General features: G+C 69.1%; 15 protein-coding genes. 5 read left to right on the top strand and 10 right to left on the bottom strand.

Annotated features, from left to right (window positions below):
• Positions 1-12 precede the first annotated feature (12 nt).
• The 6 genes from ACQPYZ_RS12970 to gcvT all read right to left on the bottom strand — a co-directional run bounded on the left by ACQPYZ_RS12970 (position 13) and on the right by gcvT (position 7,686).
• Positions 13-1,077, bottom strand: coding sequence for an ABC transporter ATP-binding protein (locus tag ACQPYZ_RS12970; RefSeq protein WP_433167769.1), 1,065 nt, complete (start codon positions 1,075-1,077; stop codon positions 13-15).
• An 18-nt stretch (positions 1,078-1,095) separates the two neighbouring features.
• Entirely contained in the window at positions 1,096-2,250 is a 1,155-nt protein-coding gene (locus ACQPYZ_RS12965) for an ABC transporter ATP-binding protein (protein WP_433167767.1), read from the bottom strand.
• Positions 2,251-2,282: 32 nt separating this feature from the next.
• A complete protein-coding gene (locus ACQPYZ_RS12960; protein WP_433167765.1) occupies positions 2,283-3,275 on the bottom strand; it encodes an ABC transporter permease in 993 nt (330 codons plus the stop codon).
• Between the two features lie 100 nt (positions 3,276-3,375).
• Entirely contained in the window at positions 3,376-5,136 is a 1,761-nt protein-coding gene (locus tag ACQPYZ_RS12955) for an ABC transporter substrate-binding protein (protein ID WP_433167764.1), read from the bottom strand.
• Between the two features lie 41 nt (positions 5,137-5,177).
• Positions 5,178-6,185, bottom strand: coding sequence for an ABC transporter permease (locus ACQPYZ_RS12950; protein ID WP_433167762.1), 1,008 nt, complete (start codon positions 6,183-6,185; stop codon positions 5,178-5,180).
• Positions 6,186-6,573: 388 nt separating this feature from the next.
• Complete coding sequence (gcvT, locus tag ACQPYZ_RS12945; protein ID WP_433167760.1) at positions 6,574-7,686, bottom strand: glycine cleavage system aminomethyltransferase GcvT; 1,113 nt, start codon at positions 7,684-7,686, stop codon at positions 6,574-6,576.
• 97 nt (positions 7,687-7,783) lie between these two features.
• Here gcvT and ACQPYZ_RS12940 point away from each other — a divergent pair, with 97 nt between their 5' ends.
• The gene (locus ACQPYZ_RS12940; protein WP_433167758.1) at positions 7,784-9,277 is read left to right on the top strand and encodes a leucyl aminopeptidase; all 1,494 of its coding nucleotides are present in this window, start codon (positions 7,784-7,786) and stop codon (positions 9,275-9,277) included.
• On the opposite strand, the gene ACQPYZ_RS12935 is transcribed toward ACQPYZ_RS12940, so the two are convergent.
• Together ACQPYZ_RS12935 and ACQPYZ_RS12930 are read right to left on the bottom strand one after the other, a co-directional pair.
• Positions 9,266-9,598, bottom strand: a complete 333-nt coding sequence (locus ACQPYZ_RS12935) for a cupin domain-containing protein (RefSeq protein ID WP_433167756.1) — start codon at positions 9,596-9,598, stop codon at positions 9,266-9,268. The genes ACQPYZ_RS12940 and ACQPYZ_RS12935 overlap by 12 nt on opposite strands.
• Before the next feature lies 1 nt (position 9,599).
• Positions 9,600-10,277, bottom strand: coding sequence for a DUF2848 domain-containing protein (locus ACQPYZ_RS12930; protein ID WP_433167754.1), 678 nt, complete (start codon positions 10,275-10,277; stop codon positions 9,600-9,602).
• A gap of 62 nt (positions 10,278-10,339) precedes the next feature.
• Between ACQPYZ_RS12930 and ACQPYZ_RS12925 the strand changes: the two genes are divergently transcribed.
• Genes ACQPYZ_RS12925 through ACQPYZ_RS12915 form a run of 3 tightly spaced genes read left to right on the top strand, consistent with a single transcriptional unit; the run spans position 10,340 to position 12,762 of the window.
• Entirely contained in the window at positions 10,340-11,272 is a 933-nt protein-coding gene (locus ACQPYZ_RS12925) for an MFS transporter (protein ID WP_433167753.1), read from the top strand.
• Positions 11,273-11,296: 24 nt separating this feature from the next.
• The gene (locus ACQPYZ_RS12920; RefSeq protein ID WP_433167680.1) at positions 11,297-12,334 is read left to right on the top strand and encodes an IS30 family transposase; all 1,038 of its coding nucleotides are present in this window, start codon (positions 11,297-11,299) and stop codon (positions 12,332-12,334) included.
• Complete coding sequence (locus ACQPYZ_RS12915; protein WP_433167751.1) at positions 12,280-12,762, top strand: MFS transporter; 483 nt, start codon at positions 12,280-12,282, stop codon at positions 12,760-12,762. Before ACQPYZ_RS12920 ends, ACQPYZ_RS12915 begins: the two co-directional genes overlap by 55 nt.
• Here ACQPYZ_RS12915 and ACQPYZ_RS12910 read toward each other — a convergent pair.
• Positions 12,749-13,387: a GntR family transcriptional regulator gene (locus ACQPYZ_RS12910; protein WP_433167749.1), complete on the bottom strand. Its 639-nt coding sequence runs from the start codon at positions 13,385-13,387 to the stop codon at positions 12,749-12,751. The two genes, ACQPYZ_RS12915 and ACQPYZ_RS12910, sit on opposite strands and share 14 nt — an antisense overlap.
• 29 nt (positions 13,388-13,416) lie before the next feature.
• Here ACQPYZ_RS12910 and ACQPYZ_RS12905 point away from each other — a divergent pair, with 29 nt between their 5' ends.
• Positions 13,417-14,187: a nitrilase-related carbon-nitrogen hydrolase gene (locus ACQPYZ_RS12905; protein WP_433167748.1), complete on the top strand. Its 771-nt coding sequence runs from the start codon at positions 13,417-13,419 to the stop codon at positions 14,185-14,187.
• Here the strand turns inward: ACQPYZ_RS12905 and ACQPYZ_RS12900 are convergent.
• On the bottom strand, positions 14,184-14,501 hold the full coding sequence (locus tag ACQPYZ_RS12900; protein WP_433167746.1) for a hypothetical protein: 318 nt from the start codon (positions 14,499-14,501) through the stop codon (positions 14,184-14,186). The two genes, ACQPYZ_RS12905 and ACQPYZ_RS12900, sit on opposite strands and share 4 nt — an antisense overlap.
• Positions 14,502-14,567: the final 66 nt, after the last annotated feature.

Raw genomic sequence — 14,567 nt, 5'->3', positions numbered from 1 at the left:
CCCTCCCTTGCGTTAGGCGGAGGCTGCGGTGAGGTCTACCTTGGGTTCGGCGAAGTGGCAGGCGGCGCTGTGGCCGGAGGTGGACTGGGGCTTCGGCTCGAGCGGAGGCTCGTGCGTCGCGCAGATCTCCTCGGCCTTCCAGCAGCGGGTGCGGAACCGGCAGCCGCTCGGCGGGTCGATCGGCGAGGGTACGTCGCCGACCAGCCGGATCCGCTCCTTCGGCGGAACCCCACGGATCGTCCCCAGGTCGGGCGCCGCGGACAGCAGCGCCTGGGTGTACGGGTGCTGCGGAGCGCCGTAGATCTGCTCCCGCGGACCCTGCTCGACGATCTTGCCCAGGTACATCACCGCGACGTTGTCGCAGAAGTGCCGGACCACGCCGAGGTCGTGCGCGATGAAGACGAACGCGATCCCCAGGTCGCGGCGCAGGTCCTCGAGCAGGTTCATCACCTGCGCCTGGATCGACACGTCGAGCGCGGACACCGGCTCGTCGGCGATGATCACCTCGGGCTCCACCGCGAGCGCCCGGGCGATGCCGATGCGCTGCCGCTGACCGCCGGAGAACTCGTTCGGGTACCGGTTGTGGTGCTCGGGGTTCAGGCCGACCCGCTCCAGCAGCTCCTGGACCCGGTCGAGCTCCTTGCCCTTCTTGACCAGGTTGTGCACCCGCAGCGGCGTACTGATGATGTTGCTGACCGTCTGCCGCGGGTTCAGCGAGCTGTACGGGTCCTGGAAGACGATCTGCAGCTCACGGCGGAACGGGCGCAGCTCGCGCTCCTTCAGCTGCGCGATGTCCTTGCCCTTGAACAGGATCTGGCCCGCGGTCGGGGTCAGCAGCCGGGTGATCATCCGGCCGGTGGTCGACTTGCCGCAGCCGGACTCGCCGACCAGGCCGAGGCTCTCGCCGGCCTTCAGGTCGAAGCTGACACCGTCGACGGCCTGGACCACCTTCTTGGTCCGGCCCAGCCCGGCCGCCTCCTTGATCGGGAAGTGCATCTTCAGGTCCCGGACCTGCAGCAGCGGCGTGCCCACGGAGGACGGGGCCGGCTGGTCGATCGGACGTACTGTCTCGCTCATCTCTCTCCTCAGTCCCCGTCAGCCCAGTCTCGGCGCGACCTCGGCCTCGTAGATCGAGGCCTTGTCGTGCAGGTGACAACGGGACGTGTGGGCACCGGCACCGTCGACCGGCAGCAGCTCCGGCAGGTCGGTGGTGCAGCGCTCGCCCTTCACCCGGTCCTTGTACGGGCAGCGCGGGTTGAAGGAGCAGCCGGTGGGCAGGCTCAGCAGGCTCGGCGGCAGACCCTTGATCGGGCGGAGCCGCTCGTTCGCGGCCGACACGGTCGGGATCGACTCGAGCAGGCCCCAGGTGTACGGCATCCGCGGCCGGGCGAGCACGTCCTCGGCGGTGCCGTACTCGACGCAGCGGCCGGCGTACATCACCAGCACGTCGTCGGCCATCTCGGCGACCACACCCAGGTCGTGGGTGATCAGCACGATCGCGGAGCCGAACTCCTTCTGCAGGTTGTTCAGCAGGTCCAGGATCTGCGCCTGCACGGTGACGTCGAGCGCGGTCGTCGGCTCGTCCGCGATCACCAGCTTCGGGTCGTTGACCAGGCCCATCGCGATCATCGCGCGCTGCCGCATACCGCCGGAGAACTCGTGCGGGTACTGCGCGAACCGGCGCTGCGGGTTCGGGATGCCGACCAGGTCGAGCATCTCCAGGGCGCGCTTCTTGGCGACCTCCTTCGACACCTGGTGGTGCACCCGGTAGGCCTCGACGATCTGGTTGCCGACCGTGTAGAGCGGGTGCAGCGAGGACTGCGGGTCCTGGAACACCATCGCCACCGCGTCGCCGCGGACCTTCATCAGCTCGTTCTCGGGCAGGCCGACGATCTCGTCGCCGCCGAGCCGGATCGAACCGCTGATCTTCGTCCGCTTCGGGTCGTGCAGACCCATCACGGCCATGCTGGACACCGACTTGCCGGAGCCGGACTCGCCGACGATCGCCAGCGTCCGGCCGAGCGGGACCGAGTAGCTCAGCCCGTTCACCGCGCTGACCAGGCCGTCGGCGGTCGGGAACTTCACCGTCAGGTCCTCGACCACCAGGTACGGCGTCTCGCCGCTCGGGTTGGTCGCGCCCTGCCGGCGCTCACGGGTGGCGACCGCCGGGCCGCGCTTGGCGTCGGCCGGCGTCTGCGCCTGGGACTCGGCCGGAGCCTGCTGGGACTGGCCGGCTGCGCTCTCGACCATGCTGTCCTTCCGGTCTTGGGGGGCGGGAGTGGTCACGAAAGCCTCACCCGCGGGTCGATCAGGCTGTAACCGATGTCCACCAGGAAGTTCATCGTGACCACGATGACCGAGGCGACCAGAACGGTCCCCATGATCACCGGCAGGTCGTAGCTGTTCAGGCTGTCCAGGACCAGGACGCCGAGCCCGGGCAGGTCGAAGATCCGCTCGGTGAAGATCGCGCCGCCGAGGCTCCCGGCCACGTCGAGGCCGAAGATCGTGATCACCGGGATCAGCCCGGACCGCAGGGCGTGCTTGTAGGTCACCTTCCGGTCCGACAGGCCCTTGGCCCGGGCGGTCCGGATGTAGTCCTCGCTCAGCGTCTCGACCATGGATCCACGGGAGTAGCGAGCGTACGACGTACAGAAGTAGATGCCGAGGACGAGCCACGGTGTCAGCAGGCCGGCGGCCCACTTCGCGAGGTTGTCCGTCGGTGGGGTCCAGCCGCCGCGCGGCAGGATCGGGTACAGCACCGTCAGGTAGAGCGAGATCATCAGCGCCACGATGTAGTAGGGCACCGAGCTGATCACCAGCGTGCTCGACATCAGCGCCCGGTCGCCGACGGTTCCGCGTCTCTTCGCGGCCAGCGACCCGACGGTCACGCCGATGGTGAGGACGAGGACGGCGTACCCGAGCACGAGGGACAGGGTCACCGGGAACCTGTCCTTGAGCATGTCGAGCACCGGCCGGTCGTTCTTGAACGAGTAGCCCAGGCACGGCGCCGCGCAGTGCCGGGTCACCCCGGAGGTGGTGAAGTCCCGGCCGGCGAAGATGCCCGCGGTGTACTCCGCGAACTGCTGCGCCTTCGGCCGGTCGAGGTGCAGGTTCTCCTTGATCTCGTTGTAGCGCTGCTCGGTGCAGTTCCGCTCACCACAGATCGCACCGGCCGGGTCCGTCGGCGCGATGAAGAAGAGCGCGAAGGTCACGACGAGGGTGACCAGCACGACGCTGAGCGCGCTGACCAGCCGGCGCGCCACGAAATAGATCACGGGGGTTTGTCTCCTCACCGATCGGAGTGGTGCCCGGAGGTCGTCCGGGCACCACTCCACCGTTCAGATCAGTACTGCGTCCTCAGTTGCGAGGACCTGATCAGGGCTGCTTCAGGTACATCGACGTGAACTCGGGCAGGCCCTGGGTCATGTCGTTGACCGCGTGACCGATGTTCTTGCCCACCGGCGAGTTGGTCGCGCTGTAGTACAGCGGCAGAGCCGGGAGGTGCGTCTCCAGGATCTTCTTGTCGATCTTCGACCACTCCTTCAGCTGCTGGTCCGGCTCCATCGCCGAGATCTTGTCGATCTCCGCGTCCAGGGCCTTGTCCTGCAGCTGACCGACGCTGTTGCCCAGGGCGATCGCGTCGGACCGGAACAGCACCGGGAACCAACTGGTGCCGCTCGGCCAGTCGGAGCACCAGCCGGTCGGGGTCTTGCCGATGTTGACCGGCGCGTCCTGGTCACCGGTGAAGGTACGGATCTTGGCCTTCGGCACACCGATGGCCCGGACCTTGAAGCCGGCCTTCTCGTAGACCTGCTTGCGCAGCTGGGTCGTCTGGGTCGAGATCTTGTCGTCGATCGAGTAGTACCAGCTGAGCTCGAAGTTGGCCTTGCCGAGCTTGGCCAGCTCCGACTTGATCTCGGCGGCGACGGCGTCGTCCTCGGCGCCCTTGCCGGTTCCGGTCAGGCCCGGGAGCTCGTACTTCTCGAAGCCCGGGACGGCCGGCGGCAGGATGGTCGACGCCGGCGGGGCGTCGTTCGGGTTCAGACCCGCGACCTTGCGCCACGAGTCGTACGGGTGCGCCTTGGCGATCAGCTTGCGCACCTCGAGCGGGATCTTCCGGGTGTCCATCGGGTAGGTGATGGTGCACGGGCCCGGGCCCTTGACGAGCTGGGCCTGGTCCTTGACCTCAGGCAGCAGCGAGACGTCGAGGTTGCTGTAGTTCAGCGCGTTCGCGTCCGGGCCGGAGCTGGCCAGCACCTGGCGCTGCGCCTTGATGGTGTCCTGGGCGAACTTGAAGTCCCAGCCGTCGACGTACTGGTGCCGCACCGGGTCGGTGTTCGGGTCCCAGTTCTCGTTCTTCGACAGCTTGAGCTGCGTGCCCGGGGTGTACGAGTCGACCTTGTACGGGCCGGTCGTCATCGGACGCTGCTCGTAGTTCTTCTGGGTGTCCTTCGCCTGCGGGATCGGCGTGAACATCGGGAACGCCGCGTAGAACGGCAGGTCGTCGAACTTCTTCGCCAGCTTGATGACCAGGGTGGACTCGTCCGGCGTCTCGACCCCGGCGTAGTTCGCACCGTTCGGGCCGTACGGGCCCTTGTACTTGTCGCCGTCCTTGAAGAACTGCAGCTGGTACGTCGGTCCGGCGTCGTACAGGTCGTGCGCGAAGGAGCGCTTGATCGCGTACGCGTAGTCGGCGGCCTTGACCGTCGTGCCGTCGGCGTACTTGATGCCCTGCTTCAGCTTGAACGTCCAGGTCAGGCCGTCGGCGGACTTGGTGCCCAGGTCCTCGGCGAGGTCCGGGACCAGCGTCGGCTTGCCGGTCTCGTCGTCCAGCTTGTACTGGGTCAGCGCCCGGTAGATCAGCTTCCCGATCTGGTTGCCGTCGGTGTAGTAGATGTTCGTCGGGTCGAACGTGTCCGGGGTGACGTCGGACAGCACGGTGATCGTGCCGCCCTTCTTCGCCCCCTCGACCTCCTTGGCCGGCCCCTTGGCAGTCGGGTCAGTGGCCTTCTCCTGGGCGGTCTCGTTGCCGGTGTTGCCACCACCGCCGGAGTCATTGTTCGACGACGGGCTGCCACATGCCACGGCGGCCAGCATGACCGTCGCCGCGACTGCGGTGATCCGTTTCCACTGCATGGTCGTGTTTCTCCTTTTCTGCCGCTGGGGCAATCGCCGCACTACCGGCGAGTCTTGGGGTCGAAGGCGTCGCGGACCGCGTCGCCGAGGAGGGCCAGTGCGAGCACCAGCAGGGTGATCCCGATCACCGGCAGCCACAGGAACAAGGGGTAGGCCTTGAACCAGTTCGTCGCCACCGCGATCGTCTGGCCCCAGGACGGGATCGGCTCAACCAGACCGACCCCGAGGAAGGACAGACCGGCCTCGGCGGTCACGTACGCCGGCAGCGACAGCGAGGCCGAGATCACGATCGGGGCCACCAGGTTCGGCAGCAGTTCCTTGAACAGCACCTGCCGCGTCGGCACGCCGATCGCCTTCGCGGCCAGGACGAACTCGCGCTCGCGCAGCGAGAGCACCTCGCCGCGGATGATGCGCGCCAGTCCGGCCCAGCCGAAGAACGAGAGCACGAAGATCAGGACGTAGAACCTGGTCGACGCCTGTTCCTCCGGCGAGAGGTTGAACGAACCGCCCCGCCAGGACTCGACGATCGGGACCATCGCGATCGCGAACAGCAGGTACGGCAGGCTGAGGACGAAGTCGATGACCCAGGAGATCACCCGGTCGACCCAGCCGCCGAGGAAGCCGGCCAGCAGGCCCATCGTGACCCCGACGACGGTGCCGAACAGGGTCGCGGTGAAGGCGACGATCAGCGACGGACGGGCGCCGTACACCCAGCGGGCGAAGTTGTCCCGGCCGGTCTTCGGCTCGACGCCGAACCAGTGCGTGCCGGTCGGTCCCTGCAGCGGGAAGCCGAACTCGTCGACCAGGTCGGTGTGGAAGGTGCTGTAGTCCTGGCCCTCGAGCTTGGCCAGCAGCGGTGCGAACACGGCGACGAGAATGAACAGCAGCACGATGATCGCGCAGGTGACGGCGACCTTGTCCTTGCGGAGCCGGTCCATCGCGATCCGGGTCGGGGACTTCCCGTGCGCCACCGAGGCAGCCCGCGCCGGCTCCGCCGACGACGGGTGTTCCTCGACACCGACGGTGGTGTCCGGGGGACCAATTGTCATTCGCGCTCCGTCAGCTCTGTCAGCCGGATTCGGTTCGAGTGATCCGGCAGTGATCGGGTGGATCCTGCCGAACCTTCGTTGTGTGGACGGCCTGCGTCAAATCCCCTTGACACCGCGGTCCCTGACAACCGCGCGCTAGCCTGCCCGACGCCGTGACACCAAACCAGCGGTGCCAGCCAGTGGTGCACAAATCGTTACCGGAACGGGTACCGCTCTGGAACATTTGCCCCAAATCGTCACTCTGTGCATCCGGATATGCGCTAAACGCGTCGGCACAGCACCGACAGTGGCCTTTTTGTGCCACGATCTGACGGAAAGTAATCGGCGTTTGCAATTGGTAGTCGCTACGCTCCGTAGCGCATTCAGGGATTCGACCCTGCCGAAATGGTCAGCTCTCGCGCACGTGCACGGTGACGAACGGGGGCTTGACCACGTCGAAGGTCTCCTGGCGGCCGCGGATGTCGACGGTCACCTGGTCCCCCTCCTTGATCGTGGCGTCCAGCAGCGCCAGCGCGATGCCCTTCTTCAGCGTCGGCGAGAAGGTCCCCGAGGTAACCTCACCGAGCGCGGTCCCGGCCGGGTCGAGCACCGTCATGTGCGGCCGGGGGATGCCGCGGCCGGCCGCCAGCAGTCCGCGCAGGATCCGGGCCGCCCCGCGCTCCTTCTCCGCGCGCAGCGCCTCGTGACCCCAGAAGCGTTCCTTCTTCCACCCGACCGCCCACCCGGACCGCGCCTGCACCGGCGTGATGTCCGGGGAGATGTCCTGGCCGTGCAGCGGATAGCCCATCTCGGTCCGCAGCGTGTCCCGCGCGCCCAGACCGGCGGGCACGATCGCGTGCTGCGCGCCGGCGTCGAGCAACGCGTCGAACACGCCGACCGCGGCCGCGTTCGGTACGACGAGCTCGTACCCGCGCTCGCCCGTGTACCCGGTCCGGCAGACGACGACCGGCGTACCGGCGAACTCGGCGGTGGTGAACGACATGTAGTCGTGCCCCGTCGGCAGCCCGATCGCGGTCAGTACGTCGTCGCTCCTGGTGCCCTGGACCGCGAGGATCGCGTAGTCGTCATGGGTGTTCGTCACCACCACGCCGTCCGGCGCGTCCGCCTGCAGCAGCCGGACAACCTCGGCGGTGTTGGCCGCGTTCGGGATCAGGAATACGTCGTCGTCGGCGTGCAGGTAGGCGATCAGGTCGTCGACCACTCCCCCGCGCTCGTTGCAGCACAGCGTGTACTGCGCCTGGCCCGGCGCGATCTTGCCGAGGTCGTTGGTCAGACAGGAGTTCACATAGGCGGCCGCGCCCGGGCCCTTCACGGTGGCCTTGCCCAGGTGGCTGACGTCGAAGACACCGACGGACGTGCGGACCGCGGTGTGCTCGGCGACGACACCGGAGTACTCCAGCGGCATCTCCCAGCCGCCGAACTCGGCGAACTTCGCGCCGAGGGCGACGTGGCGCTCGTGCAGCGGGGACTTCTTCAGGTCGGGCGACAGAGACGGGGTCATGGAGCGGAACTTACCCGACGCGTAGCATGCGGAGGCAGCATGCACGTACCGTCACGACCGGCCGTCTGCCCGCCGGTCAAGGAGGACTGAGATTTTCGTGAGCACCATCACCCTGAGCAAGTCCGATGCGGCCGGTGTCAAGACCGACGCCGTGGTCATCGGCGTGGTCAAGGTCGGCGGCGGTGTCGCCCTGCCGGCCGGCACCGAGTCGCTGAACGCCGCGCACGGCGGGAAGCTGGTGGAGGTGCTGTCGGGTCTCGGCGCCACCGGCAAGACCGGTGAGGCCACCTTGGTCCCCGGGCCGAAGCCGGGCAGGTCCGCCACCCTGATCGCGGTCGGTCTCGGCGAGGCGCCCGACGGTGCGCTGAAGACCGAGGACCTGCGGACCGCGGCCGGGACCGGGGTGCGCGCCGCCAAGACCTCGCAGTCGGTCGCGTTCGCGCTGCCGACGCCGGACGCCGACTGCGTCCGCGCGGTCGCCGAGGGCGCGCTGCTCGGTCGCTACTCGTTCACGGCGTACAAGTCCGCGGACACCGCCGACGAGCCGGGCGACCTGACCGTGCTGACCGACCTGGCCCGGACCAAGGAGGCCAAGGCCGCGCTCGAGCGCGCCCAGGTGACCGCCGGCGCGGTCCGCCAGGTGCGCGACTGGGTGAACACGCCGCCGTCGGACCTGAACCCGGCCGACTTCGCCGCGCAGGCGCTCAAGCTCGGCAAGGAGTACGGCGTCAAGGTCGAGGTGATGGACGAGAAGGCCCTGGCCAAGGGCGGGTACGGCGGCATCCTCGGCGTCGGCCAGGGGTCGGCGAACCCGCCGCGGCTGATCCGGATCAGCTACGCGCCGAAGAAGCCGGTCACCCACCTCGCGTTCGTCGGCAAGGGCATCACCTTCGACTCCGGCGGCCTGTCGCTGAAGACGGCCAACGGGATGGTCAGCATGAAGGCCGACATGGCCGGCGCGGCCGCGGTGATCGGTGCCACGCTCGCGATCGCCCGGCTCGGCCTGCCGGTCCAGGTGACCACGTACGCCGCGATGGCCGAGAACATGCCGTCCGGCTCGGCGGCCCGCCCGTCCGACGTCCTCACCATGTACGGCGGCAAGACCGTCGAGGTGCTGAACACCGACGCCGAGGGGCGGCTCGTCCTCGGCGACGCCCTGGTCCGGGCGTCCGAGGACCAGCCGGACCTGATCGTCGACGTGGCCACCCTGACCGGTGCCTGTGTCGTTGCCCTGGGCACCAAGGTGGCCGGTGCGTTCGCGAACACCGATACCGCCCGGGACCGGGTGGTGGACGCCGCGGTCGCGGCCGGCGAGTCGATGTGGCCGCTGCCGGTCCCGGCCGAGATGCTGGACAAGCTGCGCTCGCACTCGAAGGTCGCCGACCTGGCGAACATCACCGGCGAGCCCTGGGGCGGCGCGCTGGCCGCCGCCGCGTTCCTCGGCGACTTCGTTGCTGACGGCATCGACTGGGTCCACCTCGACGTGGCCGGCCCGGCCTTCAACGACGGCGGAGCCTCCGGCTACACCCCGACCGGCGGCACCGGTTACGCCGTACGCACGCTGGTCGAGCTCGCCGCGTCAGCGAGCTGAGCAGCGGATCTCCAGCATCGTGCAGCCGCCGGTGGTGACGTACGGACCGTGCGGCATCCCCGGTGGCCGGCACGCGTAGTCGCCGGGGCCGAACGTCCGCTCGAGGGTGAGATCGGTGAGCTCACCCTCGAGCAGGTAGACCTCCTCGACGTACTCGTGCCGAATGACCTCGTCCCCGGACCTGGTCCCGGGCGCCCAGCGAGCGATCCGCGTCAGTGTGCCGTCGGCGGCGTCCTTGCTCAGGATCCGTTGGGTGATGCCGTCACCCGCTTCCGTCCAGGGCAGGTCGCCGGTGGCGAAGAACTCGCGCTCGGTCTTCATCTCAGTCCCAGGCCGGGGCAAGTTGCTCGACGGTGTAGGTGATGCGGCTGGTGAGGCCGCGGGGGTCGGTCAGCTCGACCCGCCAGGCGTCGGCGAACTGGTCGACGCCGGCGATCATCGGGATCGTCCCGCTCAGCAGGACGGTGCCCGGCACGATCCGGTCACCCAGCTCCTTCAGCCAGTACGACGGCGGCAGCAACTGCGCGAGCGTGCCGTCCTGGATCAGCTGCTCGGTGTCGCCGTGCCGGACCCACGCCTTCAAGGTGAACCGGTCCAGCTCGTGCTCGATCTCACCAAGCGGCCAGGCGACGTCACCGAGGACGTCCGGCGCGGACTGCTTGCTCCAGGCAACGCCGTGGACCTCGAGCGCCCGGTCGGTGTGATCGCACGCGACGGTCACCAGGACGTCGTTCTCGCCGACGACGAGGGCCCACTCCGCCTCGCCTGACGTCTTGGCGTGCGCGACCTGGACGACGTCCGGGCGCCCGACCAGCGACGCGGACAGCGGGTACAGCGTCGGGATCCGGCCAGGAGCGGGTACGCCGAGCTCGGCCAACTCGTCCACGTGGTGCTGGACCTGATCGGTGTCGCGGCCGGCATATCCGGCGTTCAGGGCGTAGCGGACGGTGATCTCCCGCTCACTGCCGTCGGGCAGGGTGAAGCGCAGGGTCTGGCCCATCTGGGCGATTCCTCCGATCTTCTCGTCTCAACGCTTGCGTGAACACGTCGTATACAACGAGTATGGAGCATCCCCCCAAGGAGGTCCACCCGATGTCCAGCTCTCCCCCAGAACGCCGCGGGCTCTACAAGGCGTTCGCCGCGAGCCTGTCCGGCACGTCGCTGGAGTGGTACGACTTCGCCGTCTACAGCTCCGCGGCGGCCCTCGTCTTCGGCGACCTGTTCTTCCCGGGCAGTGATCCGCTCACCGGCACGTTGCAGGCCTTCGCGACGTACGCGGTCGGGTACGTCGCCCGCCCGCTCGGCGGTATCTTCTTCGGCCGGCTCGGTGACGTGATCGGCCGCAAGCGCGTCCTGGTCGCCACGCTGCTGCTGATCGGTGTGGCCACATTCTTCATCGGCCTGCTGCCGACGCACGCGCAGGCCGGGGCTATCGCACCGACCCTCCTGGTCGCGCTCCGGTTCGCCCAGGGCGTCGGCGTCGGCGGTGAGTGGGGTGGCGCGGTCCTGCTGAGCAGCGAGTTCAGCAAGGAAGGCGAGCGCGGGTTCTGGGCGTCCGCGGCGCAGGTCGGGCCGCCGCTCGGCACACTGATGGCGAACGGCGTGCTGGCTGTGCTCGCGGGCGCGTTGTCCGAAGAGGCGTTCCTGAGCTGGGGATGGCGGGTCGCGTTCCTGCTGTCCGCCGTACTGGTTGCCTTCGGCCTGCTGATCCGGACGAAGCTCGAGGAGACTCCGGTCTTCCGCGAGTTGGAGGCCCGCGGCGACCGGCCGACGGCACCGGTGTCCGAGGTACTGCGGACGCAGGCGCGGCCCCTGGTCGCGGCCATCCTGGCGCGGGTCGGGCCGGACGTGCTGTACGCGATGTTCGCGGTGTTCGTGCTCACGTACGCGACCAAGGAACTGGGCATGAGTCGTGGCGCGGCGGTGACCGCCGTGCTGATCGGCTCCGCGTTCCAGGTCGGGCTGATCTTGGCCTCAACCGGTTGTTGCACATGATTTGTGTGATGACTGGAGGTTGTGGTGCCGGGTAGGCGGTTGGATGAGCGGGAGCGTCAGGTGATTGAGAGGTCGCTGGCGGCTGGGTTGTCGGTGGAGCAGATCGGGGCGGTGCTGGGGCGTCATCGCACGACGATTGCGCGGGAGATCGAGCGCAACGGTGTTGGTCGGTTTGGGTCGCTGCCGCCGCGGCGGGCGGCCGGTGGTGGGATGTGGGGCCGGCCGCGGGTGTATCGGGCGGTGCGGGCGCAACGTCATGCGGTCCGGCGGGCGCGTCGTCCGAAGCCGTTCAAGCTGACCGGGCCGTTGGCGCTGGCGGTCGGGGAGTTGTTGTTGCAGGACTGGTCCCCGCAGCAGATCGCGGCGAGCTTGCCAGGGTTGTTCCCCGGCGACGACGGTATGCGGGTGAGCCACGAGACGATCTACCAGTCGTTGTTCGTGCAGACCCGCGGCGAGTTGCGGCGGGAACTGACCGAGCACCTGCGCACCAAACGGATGAGCCGCAGGCCCCGCAGCGGCGTTGTGCGGCGGGGCCTGATCGGGATCGTGCCGATCAGCCAGCGGCCGGCCGAGGTCTGCGATCGGGCCGTGCCCGGGCACTGGGAAGGCGACCTGCTGCTGGGCGGGGTCGGCAAGGGCGCGGTGATCACCCTGGTCGAACGCAAGAGCCGGTTCGTGCTGCTGGCCCCGCTGCCGGACCGGCATACCGGGCTGGATCTGAAGGCCGCGCTGACGCCGCTGATCGGCTCGCTGCCCCAAGCGCTGCGCGGCTCGCTGACCTGGGACCGCGGCAGCGAGATGAGCGAGCACGCCGCCATCGCTGTCGACGCCGGGATCGACATCTACTTCGCCGACCCCCACTCACCTTGGCAGCGGGGCAGCAACGAGAACACCAACGGACTGCTGCGCCAGTACTGGCCCAAAGGCGCCGACCTCCGAACCCTCACCCAGGCCCGCACCGACGAAGTCGCCCACCTGCTGAACACCCGCCCCCGACAGACCCTGGGATGGAAGACTCCGGCCCAAGCCCTCAACGAGGCCCTCAGTGCAACAACCAGTTGAAACCGCCGATCCCCTTGTCCGGTTGGCTTTCCGACCGGTACGGGCGTCGGACCGTCTATGCGATCGGAGCCGTCGGCGGAGCGTTGTGGTCGGTGGTGTTCTTCGCCATGGCGTCGTCGTTCGCGACCGTGCTGCCGGGGGTCGTGATCGGGCTGGTGTTCCACTCGCTGATGTACGGACCGCAGGCCGCCTTCGTGTCGGAGCAGTTCACCGCGCGGCTGCGGTACACCGGGTCGTCGCTGGCGTACACCTTCGCCGGTGTGATCGGCGGAGCGCTGGCGCCGTTGGCGTTCACGTACTTCCTGGCGAAGGCCGGGACCGGGTACGTCATCGCGGCGTACATCGTGGTCGCGTGCGCGGTCACCCTGGTCGGGCTGCGGCTGGGCCGCGCCGTCCGGGACGAGGTCGCGGTGGTCAGCCCTGCATGAGCAGCGAGCCGGTGCTGTCGAGGTGGCTGAGGATCGCCGTCTCGGCAGCCTCCGGCTTGCCCGCCGCGAGGCCGTCGACGATCGCCTGGTGCTCCGCGAGCACCTCCTGCCGGCGGGTCGCGCTGCGCTGCAGGGCGACGACGCCGAGCAGCACGTGCTTGGCCCGGAGGTTGTCGTACAGCCGGCCGAGGACCGAGTTGCCGGCGGCCGCGACCAGGAGCGCGTGGAACTGGCTGTCCAGCTCGATGAACTCCTTCGCGTCGCCGTCGCCGACGATCGCCCGCTGCTGCTCGAGGACGGCGGACATCGCCGCGACCGGGGCGTCGCCGGCGGCCAGCGAGGTGGTCGCGGCCCAGGTCTCGATCACACCGCGGGCCTGCATCATCTCGGCGATCTCGCGGCCCGGCACGGGCGCCACGAACGCGCCGCGGTGCGGCACCAACTGGACGAGGTCCTCGGCTGCGAGCATCAGCAGTGCCTCGCGCACGGGGGTGCGCGAGATGCCGACCTCGGTCGCCACCGCCTGCTCGTTGATGAACGTCCCCGACACCGCGGGGTCGCTCAGCACGGTCCCTCGCAGGTACTGGTACGCACGATCCCGGCCGGAGTCCCCACTCAATCGCATACTCAATGTATACAGCCTTGGAGGGTTCGATGACACTTCTGCGAGTCGCCGCCGCCCAGGTCACGGCCGGTCCCGATCCGGCCGCCAACCTGAGCACCGCCACCGACGCGGTCCGCGCGGCCGCCGCCGACGGAGCCTCGTTGATCGTTCTGCCTGAGGCGGTGCTGGCCAGGTTCGGCACCGACCTGCGCGCGGTCGCCGAGCCGCTCGACGGCCCGTTCGCGACCGGTCTGCGCAAGGTCGCGGCCGAGCTCGAGGTGGTCGTCGTGGCCGGCCTGTTCGAGCCGGCCACGGACGGACGGGTCCACAACACCTTGCTGGTCACGGGTCCGGGCGTCGAGACGGCGTACCGGAAGATCCACCTGTACGACGCCTTCGGGTCGCGCGAGTCGGACACCGTTGCTCCCGGCAATGAGCTGGTGACGTTCTCCTACCGGGACGTGACGATCGGGCTGGCCACCTGCTACGACCTGCGGTTCGCGGACCAGTTCACCGCGCTCGGGCGGGCCGGCGCGGAGCTGGTCGTCGTACCCGCGTCGTGGGGTGCGGGGCCGGGCAAGGAGGAGCAGTGGCACCTGCTGACGCGGGCGCGGGCCGCGGACGCGCAGGCGTGGTTGCTGGCGTGTGACCAGGCCTACGTGCCGCCGGTGGGCACCGATCCGCTCGGTGTCGGGCGGAGCAGCCTGACCACTCCCCTGGGTCAGACGTCCGCGCGACTGGGCGCGGCGGCCGGCGTACTGCACGGCGTGGTCGACACGGAGGTGGTCGCGGCGGTGCGGCAACGCGTGCCGATCCTCTAGGACAAGCCGTTCTTCTTCATGCGGGCGTTGTACTCGCGCATGCGGGGCGGATACCCGACGACGGCGGCGTCGTACGACGGGATGCCCAGCTTGTTGGCGAAGTTGTGCGCCCACTCGACCGACGGGACCCGGCGACGGGTCCACTCGCCGTCGATGGCGACCAGTAGCAGCGTGTACTCCGTCACCGCCGTCCGGGGCTCGACGAAGCCCTCGACGCCCTGGCGGGTTTGGGCGAACTCCCGCAGGTGCGCCTGGTCGGGGTTGTCCGACCGGCGCATCGTGCCCGGCTTCTGCCGGCGACCGAACCACTTCATGGGGCAAGTGTCCCCTATCTCACCAACTCCCCGCACGAAATCTCCGGTAACGGTTCGCGGGCGGCC

Origin of the sequence: Kribbella sp. CA-247076 (assembly GCF_050942445.1) — a bacterium.
Lineage (GTDB): Bacteria > Actinomycetota > Actinomycetes > Propionibacteriales > Kribbellaceae > Kribbella.
Note: the sequence above shows the minus strand (reverse complement) of the source record. Positions and strands in the feature narration are given on the sequence as shown.

Bases quoted from the DNA above. Each gene is read 5' to 3' on its own strand.
- ACQPYZ_RS12970 (WP_433167769.1), bottom strand. From the start codon at position 1,077: ATGAGCGAGACAGTACGTCCGATCGACCAGCCGGCCCCGTCCTCCGTG.
- ACQPYZ_RS12965 (WP_433167767.1), bottom strand. From the start codon at position 2,250: ATGGTCGAGAGCGCAGCCGGCCAGTCCCAGCAGGCTCCGGCCGAGTCC.
- ACQPYZ_RS12955 (WP_433167764.1), bottom strand. From the start codon at position 5,136: ATGCAGTGGAAACGGATCACCGCAGTCGCGGCGACGGTCATGCTGGCC.
- ACQPYZ_RS12950 (WP_433167762.1), bottom strand. From the start codon at position 6,185: ATGACAATTGGTCCCCCGGACACCACCGTCGGTGTCGAGGAACACCCG.
- gcvT (WP_433167760.1), bottom strand. From the start codon at position 7,686: ATGACCCCGTCTCTGTCGCCCGACCTGAAGAAGTCCCCGCTGCACGAG.
- ACQPYZ_RS12935 (WP_433167756.1), bottom strand. From the start codon at position 9,598: ATGAAGACCGAGCGCGAGTTCTTCGCCACCGGCGACCTGCCCTGGACG.
- ACQPYZ_RS12930 (WP_433167754.1), bottom strand. From the start codon at position 10,277: ATGGGCCAGACCCTGCGCTTCACCCTGCCCGACGGCAGTGAGCGGGAG.
- ACQPYZ_RS12925 (WP_433167753.1), top strand. From the start codon at position 10,340: ATGGAGCATCCCCCCAAGGAGGTCCACCCGATGTCCAGCTCTCCCCCA.
- ACQPYZ_RS12915 (WP_433167751.1), top strand. From the start codon at position 12,280: ATGGAAGACTCCGGCCCAAGCCCTCAACGAGGCCCTCAGTGCAACAAC.
- ACQPYZ_RS12910 (WP_433167749.1), bottom strand. From the start codon at position 13,387: ATGCGATTGAGTGGGGACTCCGGCCGGGATCGTGCGTACCAGTACCTG.
- ACQPYZ_RS12905 (WP_433167748.1), top strand. From the start codon at position 13,417: ATGACACTTCTGCGAGTCGCCGCCGCCCAGGTCACGGCCGGTCCCGAT.
- ACQPYZ_RS12900 (WP_433167746.1), bottom strand. From the start codon at position 14,501: ATGAAGTGGTTCGGTCGCCGGCAGAAGCCGGGCACGATGCGCCGGTCG.